The organism is Parvibaculum sedimenti (assembly GCF_009184905.1).
GTDB lineage: Bacteria > Pseudomonadota > Alphaproteobacteria > Parvibaculales > Parvibaculaceae > Parvibaculum > Parvibaculum sedimenti.
Genome location: NZ_WESC01000020.1, coordinates 44,685 through 61,976, shown reverse-complemented (window position 1 = coordinate 61,976; position 17,292 = coordinate 44,685). Strand labels below are relative to the sequence as shown.

Here is a 17,292-nt window from a genome sequence, read left to right as displayed (position 1 = left end):
ACTCCCTGCAATCTTCCATCAAAAGGTGATCGCAGATCACGACGCCAGAGGTAATGTGGGGGCAAAACACCGCTTACATTTAATGTTGTCCGCCGTGTTACTCAAATTGAACACAGGACTCATCATTATGCGGAGTTCTCCGCCTGTACCATTCGCTCAAGCAACCAGCGAATGCATGGTCAGTCGCCGTAATGACGATGGGATCAGCGGAGGACAAAAAATGAAGATCGGAAAACAACTGCTGACGGCGACATCGGGCCTGGTCTTTGCCGCCACTTCGGCGTTTGCGGCACCTATCGCCATCAACACGCCCTCCGCGGGAACGATTCTCGCGCCCCCGGCTCCCTCACCCGAACTGCCCCGTCGCGAGATACCAAAGCTCCAGGAACATCTTGGTCTGCCCGACGGCGCCACCAGGGTGCTCAACTTTCGGGTGGCGCGCGTCCGCATCGTCGGCGCGGCTGTCGTCGACGAGGACCGGTTAGCCCGGCAATTCAACGGCATCCTGAACAAGCCGATAACGGCCCGTGAACTGCAGTCCGCACTCGACCGCATCAACAAGCTCTATGAGGCCGAGGGCTATGCGCTGGGCCGCGCTTTCGTTCCGCCGCAGGTTGTGCAAGGCGGGACGCTCATCATCCGTGTCGTCGAAGGTTATATCGGCGACATCCGGATCAAGACCGAGAGCGAAGCTGCGCGACGCAGCATCGACACCTTCAGCCAGCGCATTTCAAAGGAAAGGCCTCTCACCACAGCGACGCTCGAACGATTTTTGTTGCTGATGAGCGATATTCCAGGCGTCAAGGTCGGTGGACAATTGTCCGGCATGAACATCTACACCGGCGCAGCGACGCTTGATCTCACGGTTGAGCATCGTCCGTTTACGCTCGACACCACGGTCGACAACCGCGCCAATCTTGACAGCTCGCCCTTCCAGACCTATTTGACCGCCTCCCTGAACGATGTGCTGGGTGACGGCGAACAGCTTTCGCTGACCACATTGGCGACACCCAGTATCGCCGATCAGCAATATTTTCGTCTCGCTTATTCAACTTTCGTTGGCTCGAGCGGCTTGCGAACAACAGTCGGCGGCTCCTTCGCGCGTTCAAAGGCAAGCCATCTCCCGCCCATCTACGATCTGACGAGCCGCAGCAGCGAAGTCGATGCAGCTCTGAGCTACCCCTTCATCCGCTCTCTACGCCACAACCTCAACGGAGCGGTCGGCGGTTACGCGATTGAGGCTTATGACGATCTGAACGGCCAGCGTCTCACTCAGGACGCCGTCCGCGCCTGCTATGTCGATGGCGCCTATGCGGGCCGACTGAGCGATACGGTGGCGCTGAAATCCAGTGTCCGGGTCACGCAGGGTCTCGGAATCCTCGGCGGCGGGCCGGACAATCGGCCGCATTCGCGGCTCGGCGCGACACCCTGGTTCTTCAAAGCGCATGCTTCAGCCAATCTCGCCTATGCGGTGACGCCGAAGTTCGGCCTGAACGCGGGCGTGGATGGCCAGTACAGCCCGGACTCGCTCTACAGCTCGGAAGAAATCGCCTTCGGCGGCGCGCATTTCGGCCGCGGCTACGACACATCGGAGGTGTCCGGTGACAGCGGTTACGGCACCTCGTTGCAGGCACAGTATAGGCTCGACACCGACATCCTCGGTGGCTGGTCGATCACCCCCTACACATTCCTCGACCATTCGCAGGTCTATAACAAGCCGGTCGACGGCCAAGGCAACGCGCGTCTCGTCTCGACGGGTATCGGCGTTACGGTCTCAAACCGCCAATGGCTCGCCATGGGCGTCGAAGTCGACAAGCCGTTGAACCGCCCCGTCGCCTCCCGAGGCAACAAGGATCCGCGGCTTTATCTCTCGCTGGAACTCACTCTCTGACGAAGGCCGACCTCCCGCCCCGGAGCAGCCCAGAAAAAAGGCCCGAACCTGGGTTCGGGCCTTTGCATTTCGCGAGATGCTTCTCATGGGCGCGCTGGACGGCGGTGCGCCCATTTGTTATTTGCCGAGAAGTCCCGTCACGAGGCCGCCCACCACCGGCACACTGCCAAGGGTGCCGGAAGCCGGCGCGACGACCGTTGAGACCGCGCTGGTGACCGGCGCGAGAGCGCCAGAGACGGGCGAGCTCGTCGCGCCACCGCTCGCTCCCGACACTGTTCCAAGCAAGCTCCCGACAGCAGAGTCCCCCAACGGGAGAGAGCCCTCCGGCAGAGCCGAGGTGACATTGGCGAGAGGACTCGAGGCGTTGCCCGCAACGACGTCGAGCAGACCGACCACAGCCGCACCGACCGGTTCGAGCGGTGCCGGTCCAGCGGGAATCTGACCGCCGATCACCCCACTGCTGCCGCCGGCGAGAACCGACGTCACGCCACCGCTCGTGCCTACCAGATTGCCAACGAGATCCACACCCAGAAGCGCGTCCACGACACCGCCGTCCCCCGTCACACCGAGCTGAGGAACTTGTGCCAATGCGCCGGTCAGCGTGGACGTCGGCAGAGCCTGAACGACTGGTGCCAGCGGCGCACCGCCAAGGGGACCACCCAGGAGCGTACCAAGAAGTCCATCATTACCCCCAGCGAGACCGACGGGAATCACGCCCTGCGTCCCAAGCACGGCACCGCCGATATCCGCCCCCGTCAAATCGGCGATCAGACCATTGGGACCGCCGATGCCGAGGCCCTCGCCGAGCACGGTCGCATTGGGATCGCCGGCAACCGCCGCCGCAAGTTGCGGCACGAGGCCGCCCGAGCCGTCGCCCGAACCGCCGCCGAGAATCTGGCTGATCGCGTTGTTGCTACCCAAGGCCCCGTCAACTGTGCCACCCAGGAGATCTGTCCCAAGAGTATTGGAAAGCGCACCGCCGCTTCCGGTCACTCCAAGGCCGCTGCTCAGCATTCCACCGGAACCAAGAACACCGCCGTCACTGCCATTCGAGCCATTCGAGCCATTCGAGCCGTTGGACCCATTGGAGCCGTTGCTGCCCGGTTGACCAGACGATCCTCCGCCACCAGCCTCCGATGCCAGAGAAATTTTATCGCTCGAGCAGGCCGCCAGCATAACACATGCGGTGGATACGAGTAGAACCTTCCTGATCACGACAATTCTCCTGCCAAGCTGAAACTCATCAAACCATCCATCGATCCGACTCTGTTCGCTTTGTAGGCCTGCCAATCCGTGATCGGTGTATTGATCTGTGCAGATGTGTGATCGAACCCTTTGTACATGCCGCCCGAACCCGCGCTTTAACGAATCCGTAAACGTCGGCGCTCTTCACTTGAGACGCAGTTCAGCAGATCATCGAACTGACGGAGGCAATAGACATGGCTCGACGCACATATGGACTTTGGCCCTTACTCGCAGCATTTGCGGGATTTCGACGCGATGAGCGCGGCGCCATATCGATCATCGCTGCGGGAACGATCTTCCTCGTGCTTGCCATTGCCGCCGTCGTCATTGATGCGGGCTCTATTCTTTATGCGCGACGCTCATTGCAGACGGTGACCGATGCCGCGGCACTTTCAGCCGCGCAGCATCTCGACGCAACGGCGGCGACACAGATGGCCGCTTCAACCGCCATTGATTCAGTCCTCAGTGAAAACGGCTACGTGGCTACCACTCTCGTCTCTGCCACCCCCGGTGTGTATTCACCGGACGAAACAAAAGCTGCATCCGACCGCTTTCAGGAGAACGCGCCAAATCCAAATGCCATCAAAGTAAGAACATCGGCGAAGGCGCCTACCTATTTCGCGCGCGCGTTGGGGTGGTCGAACGCTATCACCGTCACGGCAGAATCGACTGCCATGCGTAAAGCGACTGCAACTTTTCAGGCCGGAACGCGCCTCGCGCAGCTTCAGGATGGTATCGCCAACGCACTGCTTGGCGGGCTCCTCGGAACGACGGTCTCTCTCTCGGCTGTCGATTATAACGGCCTTCTCGGCGCCAATATCAGCGCTCTTTCATTTCTCGATGCACTGGCAACGCAGGTTGGCCTCTCATCCACCAGCACTTATGGCGATCTGCTGAACACCGATGCAACCGTGGGACAAATTTTGAATGCCGGCCTCAATGTGCTCCAGAACTCGTCCGGCACACTCGCAAGCGGCAGCGTCTCAAGCGCAATCTCGGCCCTCAAGCTTCTTCTCAACCAGCTGCCTCTCAATGGCTCGGTCAAGATTTCGCAACTCGTCAGCGTACCGGATATCATCGACCGAACGGTCGGCACACTCGGCGGCGGAGGCGATAGCCCCGAAATCAATGTTTACGGTCTCGTCGCGGCAACCGCGCGCGCGCGCGGCGCGGGAAAGGTCATCAACCTCGGCACAACACTCACTGTTCCCATTACCGGAACAACTATAAAGCTCAAGCTCGCGGTTGGCGAAGGTATTCAATCGGCAACAGGCGGCGTCGGTACGTCGATCAACACCGCGCAGGTCCGTCTCGCCGCCGATGTTCAGTTGTTAGATACGTCCTCTACGCTGCTTCTGAGCACGATCACCGCAACGAATATCGATCTGCCACTTTATATCGAGGCGGCGCAAGGCACCGCGGCCATCAAAGCCATCCCCTGTACCAGCCCCGAGATGGTGACGCTGACGGGCACGAGCGGGGCCGTCTCGCTGAAATACGGGACTGTCGCCGACGGCGACCTTGCGAACTTTACATCATCGCCCACCGTTACGCCCGCCACCGTCGCCAACGTGACGTTGCTTGGACTTCCTATCGCAAGGATCGACGCCACCGGCTCTGCGAGCGTCGCCTCGCACGGGCCGGAGGATCACACCTTCTCCGACAACGACATCCAGTCCAGTACGATCCAGACAGTACCAACCGGCAACGATGGAAGGCTCATCGCGGAAAATGCGCCCGGCGCTCTCCATACCAGCGTGACGCTTCTCGGTACCGTCAGTCTCGGCTTGCTCGACCTGCTGCTCTCGGGGATCACCAGCACGCTCGTCTCGGTCTTGTCGACCCTCGACGCGCCGATCAACAGCCTGCTGACCACGCTCGGCCTCGGGCTCGGCACCATGGACATGTCGGTGACAGGTGTGAAATGCGGGGTTCCAGTCCTCGTCGGATGAAATCCGCTCTCGGATGAGTTACGAATGCTCACACAATTGGACGTTTTTGCGCGAGCATTGGCGTCATCTCTCCCACAGGATAGTGGCAGTCCAGAACCGAGGCACTGTCATGATCAACAACACCGACTATGATCCCCACACCGTGACGAATGCTTTGCCCGCAAGCGAGCACCTTTCCAACGCAAGGCGAGCGCTTATCTATGATGATGATGAATCCTTCTCCGAGGAATGCGCGGAAGCGCTACATCGTCAGGGATATAGCGTCGAAGCTTGCGTCCGTCAGGCCGATTTTTCAGCGATGGTCTCCGATTTCGCGCCCGAAATGTTGCTGCTCGATCTCCATATACCCGATTTCGACGGCATCGAAGCGCTCCGGGCGCTGAAGACTTACGACCGCAAGAATGAGCTTGATGTCATCCTGATCTCGGCCGCTCATCCTACGCTGATTGCCAGCGCATCTGCTCTTGCCGAAGCTTATGGCATTCGTTTGCGCGGCGTATTGCGCAAGCCATTCCGTCTCTCGCAGCTGGAATTGATGATCAAGCCTCGCTGAGCGGAAATCGAAGCGCTCGACAAAATCCCACAAATCAACGTCGAGTTCGCCCACCTTCCAGCGCGCCCCTTTTACCCGCCGTTAAATGCGGTCGGCGCCTCATGAGGCATCGCGACCAAATACCAATCGGGCCCTATGATGCGCTCATGTCTTCTTATCGCCGACGATGATCCAGACCAACTCTCGGAGATCAGCGAGTATCTCAACCGCGCCGGCTTCGATGTCGTCACAGCGAATGATGGCTTTCATGCCCTCGAGCAAATGACAAAACACCGACCGCGCGTCATCATGCTCGATGTCAACATGCCCGGCTGGGACGGCGTGCGCGTCGCCGATGCGATCCGCAACCTCGATCATCGCGCTGTCATCATACTGATGACAGCCGATGCGGGAGCGTTTCAATACGCGCAGGATACAGAATGCGGCGCAGTCAATGTCTTCGCGAAGCCCATTGAGCTTCCCAAACTGATGAGCTTCTTGCGGCCCGTCTGCGGCCAGAGCGAAGCGGAGCCCGGCGACGCCGCCTAGGCGCCCGTGACGACGGAACCCATTCTTGCCATCGCCGGCATCACACCTTCGCGCCTGCCCGACAGATCGATCAGTTGCGACCTCAGCCGGTCCGCCATCTCCGGCATCTCGGTCTTCAGCTGATCAAGCCGCTGGAGCATGCTCTTTGCGGTGAGGTACGAGACATTGAGCTTGTGGCTCACCTGCGAAACGCTCAGCCGCTGCTTGCGAACCTCAAACGCATGGAAGAGGACCAACCAGGCCGCGATCGTCACCCGCGTTCCATGCAGCGGCGTCCCGGACGTCGCGCTATACTGGCAGCGGCGGCACGCCTTGCAGGTCCAGAGCCCCGGCCGCGTCGTCAGCTTGCAGGCGGCCCCCACAGATTTGCAGCTCGGACATTCGGGCCCCTGAGGCCACCGCGCAGCCTCCACCAGAGAGCGCGACAGTTCCTCGGATTCGAAGATTTCTCCGATGGTCGGAGATTGTCGGACGCGGTCGAACACCCCGTTCAGGTTTGCGGGAAAGGCCGTCGTAGAAGAAATCTGTTCCGACATAGGAGTCGTCCCGTCTTATGGATAAAAGCGCCCCCTGGAACCCTGTATGACCAAACGCAAGAACAGCCAAAGCGTTCCACGGAAACGGGGACGATCGAATTGCGGCACCAACTCCCCAGGAGTGGCACAATGATTGTCCCAGGTTGGAAGACGGCGTCTCGGCTCTGCGGACAGAGCTTGGGGGGCACTCGTTTTACCGAGATGCCGCCTTCCAATTGGGTTGTGCCGCCAGCGCTGCCGACGACCCGAAGCGATTACTCAGGTTGCACCCACTAACGTCCCGAGTGTCCGTTCGCAGCCGGCCCACGTCATTGGGAATTGCGTCGAGTTGTGTGATCGCAAGACCGCCGATTGGCTCCACCCCAACTTCGGACATGGCCCTTCTGCGACACCCGCACCGCCGATACTTTGCGCGTCGGTCTCAATGTGAGAAACGAGGATTTTGATGACGGAAGCACTTGATATCCTTCGGCAAAATGCCCTGCCCTTTGCCAGCCTCATGGGAGTCGAACTTGTCTCCGCTTCACCGGATTGCGTGGAGGCAAAGCTTGCCGTCCGCAAGGAGCACTGCACCATCCCTGACATTCTTCATGGCGGCGCGATCATGGCACTCGCCGATACGCTGGGCGGCATGGCGACCTTCCTCAACCTCGACGCGAGCGCCTCGACCACGACAATCGAAAGCAAGACGAATTTCCTGAGCGCTGTTCCGCTGGGGGACACGGCGCTTGCCCAGTGCACGCCGGTTCATCGCGGACGCAAGCTCATGGTCTGGCAAACGCGCATCACGCGCGGCGATGGAAAGCTCGCCGCTATCGTGACCCAGACGCAAATGGTGCTCTGATCAGGGTTTGGCGAGCGCCCTTGCGATGACCGCAATTTCAGCGGCGGCTGCCTTCAGGGCCTTCTTCTCGATCGCGCGATAGGCGTGGAGAATATCCTTGCCCGTCTGAGTCAGAACGGCCCCGCCGCCACGCACACCGCCCTGCTGCGTCTTCACGAGATCGTCGGTGAAGGTGCGGTTGAGTTCATCGATGAGCTGCCAGGCGCGGCGATAGGACATGTCCATGGCGCGCCCCGCTGCACTGATCGATCCGTGTTCGTCAAGCAACTCGAGGAGCCGCACCTTGCCGGGGCCGAGGCGACCGATATCCTCAAAGTCGAGCCGAAGCGTCAGCCTTGCATCCTTCGGCAGCGACTGTTTCGTTCCCGCCCGTGTTGCGTTGCTCTTGCGCGGCATGATCCCCCCCGACTCACCTGCGTCCATGATGCCCGCCCGCCGGAAGGTTGCAAGTTTAGGTGATGAGAGCGCCTCACGGGGCGTCGATTACCTGTCTCGTTTTGATCAAGGTCATGGCCAGTCCGGCGCCTTACAGGCCAGTCTTCTTCCGTTCCGACACGAGAGAAACAATGATGATCAAATCCTTTCTTGCCGCGCTTGCGCTTTTTGCCGCGACCGTGAACCCTGCCCTGGCGGCGTCTGACGACTGCACCGCCGACGAGCGCGTGGCGCTCAGCGCCTATCGCGCCCTGACGGAAGACCACCTCTCCGGTGTACTCGCTGCCGAGCGCGCCCTTGCCGCGACAGCCGACGCGCAAAGCGCCGATTGGGCAAGGATCAAGCCCGCGCTGGCGTCGCTCGCGCGGGATGTCACGACCGAAGCCGCTGTCTGGTATGCCATGCCGGATGGGCACTACTACACAGTCGATGGCGATCTCAGCAAGGAGAGCCTGAAGGATCGCGCCTATTTCCCGGCGTTGCTGGCAGATAAGTCTGTGGAAGGCACACTCGTCATCAGCAAATCGACCGGACATCGCTCTATCATCGTCGCTGCGCCTGTGGTCAGGGACGGCAAGGTCGTCGCCGCCATCGGCGTCTCCATCCGGGCGCGCCTTCTCGCGGCAATGGTAGCTGAGAAGACCCACATGCCCGACAATCTCATTTTCTATGCGCTCGACGCCGACGGACGGACGGCCATCCACAAGGATCCAGAGCGCATGTTCGAGTTTCCCTCCGACATGGGCGCCCCGTCGCTCGGGGCGGCCGTCAACACCATCCTGAAAGCGCCTAGCGGCTCCGTCTCCTACGAATTCAGGGGACAGAAAAGGACGGCGCTTTTCGAAACATCAGGAGTTCTCGGCTGGCACTTCGTCCTCGCCCGGGAGGACCGCTGATCAACGGCGTCGCGCGGCCTGAATCAGTTGCTCAAGCTCCCGCAGGAAGCGCGAGCGGTCAGCCTTCCCGAAGGCCGCATTGTTGCCCTTGACGTCGCCTGCCTCACGCAGGTTCTTCATCAGATCTCGCATGGCGAGCGCCATTCCGATGCTCTGCTCCGTGAAGAGGCTGCCATCGGGCCGAAGCGCCTGTCCCCCCTGCTTGAGACAGCGCGCGGCAAGCGGAATATCGGAGGTTACGCAAATATCGCCGGGCGCGATGTGCTCCACGATCCAGTCATCTGCCGCGTCCGGCCCTTCGGCCACCACCACGGGCCGCACCAGCGGATGCCCACTTGGCCGCATGCCACTATTGCTGACGATATAAACCGGCAATCCGTGGCGCTCTGCAACGCGCACAACCTCATCCTTCACCGGGCAAGCATCGGCATCGACATAAATTTCAAGCATAGCGGATTCGGACAAGATAGCTCCGGGTGTCAATCGGCGGCCTTGGCCGCGGCTTCGGCGGCGTCTTCAGGCGCATCCGGCTGATCCGCTTCTCGCATGCTTCGCGGCGGATATCCATTCCAGCGCTTGAACGCGCGGCGGAAATTGGCAGCATCGTCGAAGCCGAGAAGCTCGCCCACCTCGGCAATGGTGAGCTTCGTCTCGTTCAGATACTGCTTGGCAAGGTGATTGCGCACATCGTCCACGATCTGCATGAACGACGTCGCCTCCTCATCGAGCCGCCGCCGCAGCGTGCGCTCGCTCATGTTGAGCGATGAGGCAACCTCCCTGGCGGAGGGAAATCGTCCACGCGAACTGAGAAGAACGTGACGCACCTCCGAGGCGCTGCCACTCGCGGCGTCCATCTCACGCAGGAGCTTGTTGCATTGCCGCAAGTACATCTCGGCGACGGCATCATTCGCGGTCGGCAGAGGAAAATCGACTGCCGGCCGCGGCCCGATGAACCGATTCTGCGTTCGCCCGAAGAAAACCGGCAGGCCGAGAATCTCCTGATATTTTTCCTCGTCCATATGCGGAAGATGTGTGAATTCGAGACTGCAGCTCGAAAGATCAGTTCCCGAGAGCTGCCGAATCACCGCCGCACCCGCGGCAAGAAACACCTCTGGCAGGAACCAGGGCGCGCCCGGAACATGAAATGGCGGCGTGAAGGTCAGAATCGCATGATCGGGCGTGAGTGCAAGGCTGACGCTGCCGCGACGGCTACGCAAAGGGTTATGGCGAACGAGGATCTCTGCCGCCTGCCGAAGCGTCCGGCAGCTCATGAGCGCGTGCCCCAGCACGCCATGCGTCCCTATGTGAAGTGCCGTACCAAGACGAAGCCCGATCGTCGGGTCTTCAACCACAGCCAGAACACGGACAAACAGATCGAAAATCTCGTCCTCGTCGACAATGGCCTCGCGTTTCAGCCCGAACTGCGCGGGGTCGTAACCACACTCGCGTATCGCATTTGCAAAGGCCGAAACATAAGCAGGTTCAATACGCATTTTGTGACCGAAAGTGACCCTCTGGTTGACCGCTTGTGACCTTTATACGAAAGCGCACCTATTCGAAAAGACATAGCGCTGTTGAGCAGGGAGGCCATCGCATCAGGGAGGGGCCAGCGCTTTGCAAAAACTGCGTGAGGAAACGCCAAACTAGTCAGAAACTCCGTCAGGGGAAAGAGGGGGGCATCATGTCTTTCAACATAGTTTCTCCGATACTTCGGTATCGGGGCCCGGTAGCTGCTGCAATCGTCGCCATTTTCGCGGCGACGCCCGCTTTCGCCGTCGAACTGAAGTTCGGGGAGATTGAGGCTCATATCGATACGACAATCTCTGCTTCTGCCGGTATGCGCGTTGCGGCGCAGAATTGCACTCATATTTCAATTTACAACAAGGGCTGCACGGACTCCGCAGGCCGAACCGCAGACGTTAACAATGACGACGGCGACGTCAACGTCGAGCGAGGGGAGCTTTTCTCCGCCCCGATCAAGGTCGTCTCGGAACTCGACGCCAAATATCAGAACTACGGACTCTTCGTCCGCGGCAAGGCTTACTACGATCCCGTGGCCCGCAATCTGGGAGACGGGGACGGCAATTACGGCCCGCTCGCGAACGCTTACCTTGGTGCACCCGAGGCACCTCCTCAGCGTCGCCCTCTCAAAGACGCGCTGCGCGGCGACGATGCCTATATGCGTCAGCTTCGCGGCCTGAAACTCCTCGACGCTTACGCATATGGTAACTTCGATCTCGGCGACCTTCCGCTCAACGTCCGCGTCGGACGGCAGGCGGTCAACTGGGGCGAGAGCACATTCATTCAGGGCGGAATCTCTTCATTTCTGCCCATTGACGTCAGCGCGCTCTATCAGCCGGGCACGGAGCTTAAGGAAGTGTTCCTGCCGCAGAACACGGCCTATATGAGCCTCGGTTTGCCCAACAACTTCACCTTTGAAGCCATGTATATCATGGAATGGGAGAAGTCCGTGCTGCCGGCCTGCGGCAGTCTGTTTGGGGTGAGCGACACGCTGGGCGATGGCTGCGCCTACGGAATGTTGCGCGGGGAATACTACTCAAATGCCGATGGCAGCAAGGGCCCGGTACCGCTCTTTCCCTTCACTCCCGAGTTCAACTCCCTTGCGGTTCTCGTTCACAGATCCCCCTCGCAGGAAGCCCGCAATAGCGGACAATGGGGCATGGCCACACGGTATTATGCCGACTGGCTGAATGACGGCACCGAAATGGGCCTCTACTTCGTAAATTTTCACTCCAAGCTGCCGATCGCGACGTTCACGGCCGACACAGCTGAGGGCCTCGACGTCTTCGTACTCGACGCCTACAACCATAACCTGAACAGTCCAGACTGCGCGACGCCGGCCTTTATAGATCCGGTTGGACAGCCCATCACCGCCTGCCAGGCGTACATGGGAGCCGCCGCGATGCTAAGCAACAAGACTGTCCTCGCTCAGTACCCGGAAAACATCCACATGCTGGGCGCGAGCTTCAACACGACCATCCCGATCATTGGCGATGGCACCGCCCTTTCCGGCGAACTCGCCTATTACAGCAACATGCCTTTTCAGGTCGATATCACCGAGCTTCAGGGCGTGGACGCGGTTAACGCCGGGTTCGAGGCCCAGCCGGGCGAAGCACCGATCTATACCGGCCCAATGGTCGCCCCCGGCCAGGTTATTCAGGGCTATCGACGCACCAAGGCGATGGTCGGGCAGATCTACACGCTCTCAACGCTCACGCCATCGAACTGGTTCGTGAACATGACGGGTGGCGACCTTATGGCGCTCGTCTCGAATTTCGGCTTCCAGTATCTGCCCGATGCCGACGGGAACCGCTTTGCCATTCCCATGTCGTTTGCAACGCATGCGAATTCCGGGTTGGCGGCGGCCGTGGGCGACCCCTGCATTGCGGCGGGCACCTGCCACATTCAGGCGCAATATGCCTCCGCCTTCTCGTGGGGATACCGGCTCTACGGCTTCGAAAACTTCGACAGCGCCTTCGGAACAGCCTGGACCCTCGCACCGAAAATCATCTGGTATCACGACGTGTCCGGCTATTCGGCCGGCCCCATCGGCCCGGGCTTCGTCGAGGGTACCAAGTCGCTCACCCTCGGCATCGATGCGAAATATCAGAGCCGCTACAACCTCGGGCTCTCCTACACAACCTATATGGGCAATCCCTATCGCAATGCGAATTACGACAAGGACTTTGTCTCTTTGACGGCGTCATACGCTTTTTAACCGCTGACTCGAGCGTAAGTCGTCCCTCAGGCCCGGCTGGTCTCCTCGCCAGCCGGGCATCTTTTTCGGTAGCGCGATCAGCGCAAGACCTGCGATCTGCTGCCCTTTGCAACTAAAGCCCGAGCATCAGACAGTCGGATACTCCCTCCTGCCACCTCCCGGAAATGCTGAGGCGAACAGCCGTTCCAGCGCCGGAAAGCCCGGCGAAAATTGGCTGCGTCTTCAAAGCCGAGCAGAACGCCAACCTCCGCGACGTTGAGCCCGGTCTGTCCGAGATAGGTCTTGGCCAGATTGTTCCTCACATCGTCCAGGATGTCCTGAAAGGAATGGCCCTCGCATAGAAGCCGGCGGCGCAGCGTCCTGCCACTCACATTGAGTTCCCGCGCCACGTCATATTCGCTCGGAATGCGTCCCCTTGCGCTCATCAAGACACGACGCACCTCGGACGCATAGCTCAGTGCCACATGCCGCATTCGCAGCAACTCGCCGCATTGCCTGACATATATCTCTGCCGCCACATTTTGCGCGGCGGCCAGCGGCGCATCGGCCATGCTGCGCGGCCCGACAAGACGGTTGGCGGCCTTGCCAAAGGCAACAGGCATGCGCAGGTATTGTCGATAGACGTCAACCGGTAATCGCGGCTCGAATGAAAACTCGATCCTGCATCCATCGAGATCGGCGCCGACGAGTTCGGATATGGCCGTTACAGCAGCCGCAAAAAATGCCTCCGTCAAAAAGTTCGTCGGGTCGACCATGTCGATGGCGGGGGTCATGGCGAGCGTCGCCTCGCGTTGGTCGACCATAAACCGGATATGGGCCCGCGCTGAACGCACCGGATTATGCTGCACCAGAAACTCCGCAGCCTGGCGAAGCGTGGAGCAACTCATCAGACCGCAGCCGAGGACGCCATGGGAGGCGACATGCAGGGACGACCCGAACCGCAGGGCGAGCGTCGCATCCTGCGCATGCATCACCGCCTCGCCGCAAAGCCGATAGAACTCGTTCTCGTCGAGCGGCCTATCCGTATGCCCCAAGCTTGAGAGTGCTACCCCGCTCTCACGAAGCGCGCGGGCAAGCGCGAATATGTAAGCGGTCTGGACTTTCATTATACGTCCACAAGCGCCCCCATCCGGCCGCGCGACATTTCGCCCGGCTCCCTCCTCATGCGCCGTCGGCGCCACCTGAAGAAATGTACATGCACGCCGCCGGGGCACTGGTTGCACTTTTGTAAAAAATTGTCGCGCGTTTCGACTTTGATGCGCCGTCCACATCGGACCTCCGCATTGGCCACATCTGACCTCCACCTCACTGGAAAATATTTCTGAAATGTGTCGCCCGCCACTGTTGGCATGCGGACGTTTGTCTTGATGCAGAGAACGCCAAAAAAAAGATCGGCAGCGCGGGCGCGAAAATGCACATAAATCGCGGAGGGACGAGACATGCGGTTCGGCGTTGATCGATTTAAGAGGTGGTTGAGGCCTCAACTTCTATTTCTAGGCGTCGCACTTCTGGCGACGCCGGCGCTCGCCGAGGAATATCACTTCGGCGGCGTTGACTTCACCTTTGACAACACCGTCTCCGCATCTGCAAGCATCCGTACCTCCGCTCAATCGTGCGATCACATCTCGGTCTATAATGGCGGCTGCGCCAGCTCGAATGGCGCGCACTGGGACGTCAATTCCGACGATGGCGATGTCAATGTCGAACGCGGCGAGCTCATCGCCGCGCCGCTGAAGATCATCTCGGAACTGGGCGCCAAGTGGCAGAACTACGGCGCCTTCGTGCGCGCCAAGGCCTTTTGGGATCCCGCGGCCTACAAGCTCGGCGACGGTAGCGGGAGCTATGGACCAGTGCATGCACCGAGCGACCAACGGCGCCCGATGCAGGACTACTACAGGGGCGATGACGCCTATAACCGCGAGTTGCGGCAACTCAAACTGCTGGACGCCTTTGCCTATGGCAACTTCACCGTCTTTGACGATCTGCCGCTCAACGTGCGCCTGGGCCGCCAGGCGGTGAACTGGGGCGAAAGCACCTTCATCCCCGGAGGCATCTCGTCTTACCTACCGCTCGATGTCGCCGCCTACACGAAGCCGGGCACCGAACTCAAGGAAGTGTTCCTGCCCCAGAACACCGCCTATGTAAGTCTTGGCCTTCCGGCAAACTTTACCTTCGAGGGCATGTACATTCTCGAATGGGACAAGTCCCCGCTGCCGCCTTGCGGGACTTTCTTCGCGCCAAGCGACGCACTTGCCGACGGCTGCGCCTACGCGCTGAGCAACGGCGAATTCTACACCAATCCCGACGGGACGCCGCGCAGCACAACCAACCTTAACGATGCCCTCTTCATTCCGCGGGCTGCGTCGCAAAACGCGCGCGAGCAAGGCCAGTGGGGCGCTGCACTCCGGTATATGGCCGATTGGCTCAACGACGGCACGGAACTCGCCACCTATTTCGTCAATTTCCACGACAAGCTGCCGATCGGCACCTTTACCGCGGACAAATTGTCGGGCCTCGGCTACACGGCCCTGGCTGCGCTTTCGGCGATCCCCGGAATGCTCAGTTCGTCCATCTGCACGACTCCTCTTCCGATCGTCTCTCCGGACGAAGGTGGCCAGCCAATTCCGCTCTGCGCCGCGCTCTTCGGTCAGGCCGCTCGTGACAGCGGAAAGACGCTTGTCGCTCAGTACCCGGAGAATATTCATGTTTTCGGCGCAAGCTTCAATACGACGCTTGCTGACGTGATGAACGGCACAGCCCTTTCCGGTGAAGTTGCCTACTACAGCAACATGCCCTTCCAGCTCGACACGACCTATCTGCAGGGTGTCGACGTCGGCAATTTCGGCTTTACGCCCGCCCCCGGCGAAACATCTTACTATGACGGCCCGCACGTCAATCCCGGCGATGTAATTCCCGGCTATATGCGGACACGGGCTCTCCATGCGCAGGGCTATACACTCAGCACATTCACGCCTTCAAACTGGCTGGTGGAAGCGGCGCATGGCGATCTTCTGATCCTCGTCATGAATGCTGGTCTCCAGTATCTGCCGGATGCCAACAACAATCACTTCATGATTCCGCGCTCGGGTCTGGCGAACGCAAATGCGGGCATGGCTGCAAACTTCGGCGATCCTTGCCATATCACCGGCCCCTGCACCATTGCGCCGCAATATGCGACGACTTTCTCCTGGGGTTATCGCCTGATGGCGATGATGCAGTACCACAGCTTCATGGACACTGCCGTAACGGCGACGCCTCGCATATTCTTCGCGCATGACGTGAAGGGCTACTCGGCTGGTCCGATCGGCCCCGGCTTCGTCGAAGGCGTGAAGACCGTCGGTCTCGGCGTCGATTTCGACTACCAGTCGACCTACAAGCTCAGCTTCGATTACGCGTCGAGCTTCGGCAATCGCTACAGAAATGCGATGGCGGATAAGGATTTCGCCAGCGCCTCCTTCTCTTTCACCTTCTGAGCACCGATTCCGGCCCGCATATAGAACAAGGCATTTGTCTCGATGGCGACGTCATACGCTTTCTAGCGCCGACCAAGCGTAAGTCGTCTGTCATGGCCCGGCCGGCGCCCCCACCGGCCGGGCCCATTCTTCTCTGTAAGTCGCCTGCAAGGGATCCGGCCGAGCGCAGACATACTCTGCAGTGGGCAGCTGTTGAAACAGCAACTGCCTTTCTCACGTGGAACCAGAACTTGGCCGCTTCGGCCCCCCTGTTTGACCGGAAATGCCCTCCAAATACAGCAGCAGCCCTTCTAGATATCAACCATCAAAACACCGATCCAGAGGCCCGCCATGACCGATACGAAACTTTCCCACACGCCCGATGATGTTGCGATAGAAGCGCGCAACATCAACTTCAATGTGGAAAAGGCGCTCGCGACCGACTGGCATGGCGGCGATCCATTCCGCACCGCTTTTTACAATGCGCTCTCGATCATGTTTCCGGTCGGTGAGCAGCACTTCATCGACAGCGTAAAGCACTATCGCGACAAGATCAGCGATCCGGTACTCAACGCGCATGTGCGCGGCTTCACCGCACAGGAATCCATCCACCGCCGCGAACATCAGAAATACAACGAGGCGCTCTGCGCCAGTCGCGGCTATTCGTTGGAAAAGCTCGAAGCGCCTATCCGCAAAAGGATCGCACTCGCGCAAAAGCACATGCCGCCCATCGTCCATCTCGGCGCGACGGTCGCCTATGAGCACTGGACGGCGATCCTCGCCGATGCGGTGTTGCGGCGGCCTGAGACCTTCGACGGTGCGAAGCCGGAAATGGCAAGACTCTGGCGCTGGCATGCGATCGAGGAGAGCGAGCACAAAGCGGTCGCCTTCGATGTCTATCGGGCCGTGGGCGGAACAGTAGGCTTGCGTCGGCGGCTGATGCTCATTGTCACCGTCCAGTTCTTCCTCGACGGTATCCGCCACATGCGGCTGATGCTGAAGGACTACAAGGGCTCAAAGGTGAAGCTCTGGCTCGGCGGGCTCAAATTTCTGCGCAGCAAGGAGAGCCCGCTCTACGGCCTCGGCCGCCCCTGGCGCGACTTCTTTCGCCGCGACTTCCACCCCTGGGACCATGACAACAGGGCGGTTGTCGCGACTGTCATGCGCTCGCTCGAACTCCAGAGCGCTCCCGCCGAATAGCGCATCCGCCCAGCCTATGTC

General features: G+C 60.1%; 15 protein-coding genes. 9 read left to right on the top strand and 6 right to left on the bottom strand.

Going from position 1 to position 17,292, the window contains the following annotated elements; translation table 11 throughout:
- Positions 1 to 220: 220 nt before the first annotated feature.
- Entirely contained in the window at positions 221 to 1,891 is a 1,671-nt protein-coding gene (locus F2P47_RS16790; protein ID WP_185681177.1) for a ShlB/FhaC/HecB family hemolysin secretion/activation protein, read from the top strand.
- A 117-nt stretch (positions 1,892 to 2,008) separates the two neighbouring features.
- Here the strand turns inward: F2P47_RS16790 and F2P47_RS16785 are convergent, their stop codons facing one another.
- The gene (locus tag F2P47_RS16785; RefSeq protein ID WP_152217543.1) at positions 2,009 to 2,812 is read right to left on the bottom strand and encodes a hypothetical protein; all 804 of its coding nucleotides are present in this window, start codon (positions 2,810 to 2,812) and stop codon (positions 2,009 to 2,011) included.
- Between the two features lie 518 nt (positions 2,813 to 3,330).
- Here F2P47_RS16785 and F2P47_RS16780 point away from each other — a divergent pair.
- The 3 genes from F2P47_RS16780 to F2P47_RS16770 all read left to right on the top strand — a co-directional run bounded on the left by F2P47_RS16780 (position 3,331) and on the right by F2P47_RS16770 (position 6,169).
- Positions 3,331 to 5,088, top strand: a complete 1,758-nt coding sequence (locus tag F2P47_RS16780) for a TadG family pilus assembly protein (protein WP_152217542.1) — start codon at positions 3,331 to 3,333, stop codon at positions 5,086 to 5,088.
- A 13-nt stretch (positions 5,089 to 5,101) separates the two neighbouring features.
- Entirely contained in the window at positions 5,102 to 5,641 is a 540-nt protein-coding gene (locus F2P47_RS16775) for a response regulator (protein WP_152217541.1), read from the top strand.
- Between the two features lie 135 nt (positions 5,642 to 5,776).
- Positions 5,777 to 6,169 (top strand): response regulator, encoded by a 393-nt coding sequence (locus F2P47_RS16770; RefSeq protein WP_152217540.1) that lies wholly within the window; start codon positions 5,777 to 5,779, stop codon positions 6,167 to 6,169.
- On the opposite strand, the gene F2P47_RS16765 is transcribed toward F2P47_RS16770, so the two are convergent.
- Positions 6,166 to 6,705: a transposase gene (locus F2P47_RS16765; RefSeq protein WP_152217539.1), complete on the bottom strand. Its 540-nt coding sequence runs from the start codon at positions 6,703 to 6,705 to the stop codon at positions 6,166 to 6,168. The two genes, F2P47_RS16770 and F2P47_RS16765, sit on opposite strands and share 4 nt — an antisense overlap.
- 445 nt (positions 6,706 to 7,150) lie before the next feature.
- Here F2P47_RS16765 and F2P47_RS16760 point away from each other — a divergent pair, with 445 nt between their 5' ends.
- Positions 7,151 to 7,549 (top strand): PaaI family thioesterase, encoded by a 399-nt coding sequence (locus F2P47_RS16760; RefSeq protein WP_152217538.1) that lies wholly within the window; start codon positions 7,151 to 7,153, stop codon positions 7,547 to 7,549.
- Here the strand turns inward: F2P47_RS16760 and F2P47_RS16755 are convergent, their stop codons facing one another.
- Positions 7,550 to 7,945 carry a winged helix-turn-helix domain-containing protein gene (locus F2P47_RS16755; RefSeq protein ID WP_152217537.1) on the bottom strand — a complete coding sequence of 132 codons (396 nt, stop codon included), beginning with the start codon at positions 7,943 to 7,945 and terminating at the stop codon, positions 7,550 to 7,552.
- Between the two features lie 170 nt (positions 7,946 to 8,115).
- On the opposite strand from F2P47_RS16755, the gene F2P47_RS16750 reads away from it, so the two are divergent.
- Positions 8,116 to 8,880 (top strand): PDC sensor domain-containing protein, encoded by a 765-nt coding sequence (locus tag F2P47_RS16750; RefSeq protein ID WP_185681176.1) that lies wholly within the window; start codon positions 8,116 to 8,118, stop codon positions 8,878 to 8,880.
- Here the strand turns inward: F2P47_RS16750 and F2P47_RS16745 are convergent, their stop codons facing one another.
- Both F2P47_RS16745 and F2P47_RS16740 read right to left on the bottom strand, forming a co-directional pair.
- Positions 8,881 to 9,330 (bottom strand): YaiI/YqxD family protein, encoded by a 450-nt coding sequence (locus tag F2P47_RS16745; RefSeq protein WP_152217545.1) that lies wholly within the window; start codon positions 9,328 to 9,330, stop codon positions 8,881 to 8,883.
- Positions 9,331 to 9,359: 29 nt separating this feature from the next.
- The gene (locus tag F2P47_RS16740; protein WP_152217535.1) at positions 9,360 to 10,373 is read right to left on the bottom strand and encodes an AraC family transcriptional regulator; all 1,014 of its coding nucleotides are present in this window, start codon (positions 10,371 to 10,373) and stop codon (positions 9,360 to 9,362) included.
- Between the two features lie 188 nt (positions 10,374 to 10,561).
- On the opposite strand from F2P47_RS16740, the gene F2P47_RS16735 reads away from it, so the two are divergent.
- Positions 10,562 to 12,619 (top strand): DUF1302 domain-containing protein, encoded by a 2,058-nt coding sequence (locus F2P47_RS16735; RefSeq protein WP_152217534.1) that lies wholly within the window; start codon positions 10,562 to 10,564, stop codon positions 12,617 to 12,619.
- 77 nt (positions 12,620 to 12,696) lie between these two features.
- Here F2P47_RS16735 and F2P47_RS16730 read toward each other — a convergent pair whose 3' ends face one another.
- Positions 12,697 to 13,725 (bottom strand): AraC family transcriptional regulator, encoded by a 1,029-nt coding sequence (locus F2P47_RS16730; protein WP_185681175.1) that lies wholly within the window; start codon positions 13,723 to 13,725, stop codon positions 12,697 to 12,699.
- 366 nt (positions 13,726 to 14,091) lie between these two features.
- Between F2P47_RS16730 and F2P47_RS16725 the strand changes: the two genes are divergently transcribed.
- Both F2P47_RS16725 and F2P47_RS16720 read left to right on the top strand, forming a co-directional pair.
- Positions 14,092 to 16,092 carry a DUF1302 domain-containing protein gene (locus F2P47_RS16725; RefSeq protein ID WP_185681174.1) on the top strand — a complete coding sequence of 667 codons (2,001 nt, stop codon included), beginning with the start codon at positions 14,092 to 14,094 and terminating at the stop codon, positions 16,090 to 16,092.
- 330 nt (positions 16,093 to 16,422) lie between these two features.
- Entirely contained in the window at positions 16,423 to 17,271 is an 849-nt protein-coding gene (locus F2P47_RS16720; RefSeq protein ID WP_152217531.1) for a metal-dependent hydrolase, read from the top strand.
- Positions 17,272 to 17,292: the final 21 nt, after the last annotated feature.

Coding starts and splice junctions, on each gene's coding strand:
- F2P47_RS16730 (WP_185681175.1), bottom strand. CDS start 13,725: ATGAAAGTCCAGACCGCTTACATATTCGCGCTTGCCCGCGCGCTTCGT.
- F2P47_RS16790 (WP_185681177.1), top strand. CDS start 221: ATGAAGATCGGAAAACAACTGCTGACGGCGACATCGGGCCTGGTCTTT.
- F2P47_RS16735 (WP_152217534.1), top strand. CDS start 10,562: ATGTCTTTCAACATAGTTTCTCCGATACTTCGGTATCGGGGCCCGGTA.
- F2P47_RS16755 (WP_152217537.1), bottom strand. CDS start 7,945: ATGCCGCGCAAGAGCAACGCAACACGGGCGGGAACGAAACAGTCGCTG.
- F2P47_RS16740 (WP_152217535.1), bottom strand. CDS start 10,373: ATGCGTATTGAACCTGCTTATGTTTCGGCCTTTGCAAATGCGATACGC.
- F2P47_RS16765 (WP_152217539.1), bottom strand. CDS start 6,705: ATGTCGGAACAGATTTCTTCTACGACGGCCTTTCCCGCAAACCTGAAC.
- F2P47_RS16760 (WP_152217538.1), top strand. CDS start 7,151: ATGACGGAAGCACTTGATATCCTTCGGCAAAATGCCCTGCCCTTTGCC.
- F2P47_RS16770 (WP_152217540.1), top strand. CDS start 5,777: ATGATGCGCTCATGTCTTCTTATCGCCGACGATGATCCAGACCAACTC.
- F2P47_RS16780 (WP_152217542.1), top strand. CDS start 3,331: ATGGCTCGACGCACATATGGACTTTGGCCCTTACTCGCAGCATTTGCG.
- F2P47_RS16745 (WP_152217545.1), bottom strand. CDS start 9,330: ATGCTTGAAATTTATGTCGATGCCGATGCTTGCCCGGTGAAGGATGAG.
- F2P47_RS16750 (WP_185681176.1), top strand. CDS start 8,116: ATGATGATCAAATCCTTTCTTGCCGCGCTTGCGCTTTTTGCCGCGACC.
- F2P47_RS16775 (WP_152217541.1), top strand. CDS start 5,102: ATGAGTTACGAATGCTCACACAATTGGACGTTTTTGCGCGAGCATTGG.
- F2P47_RS16720 (WP_152217531.1), top strand. CDS start 16,423: ATGACCGATACGAAACTTTCCCACACGCCCGATGATGTTGCGATAGAA.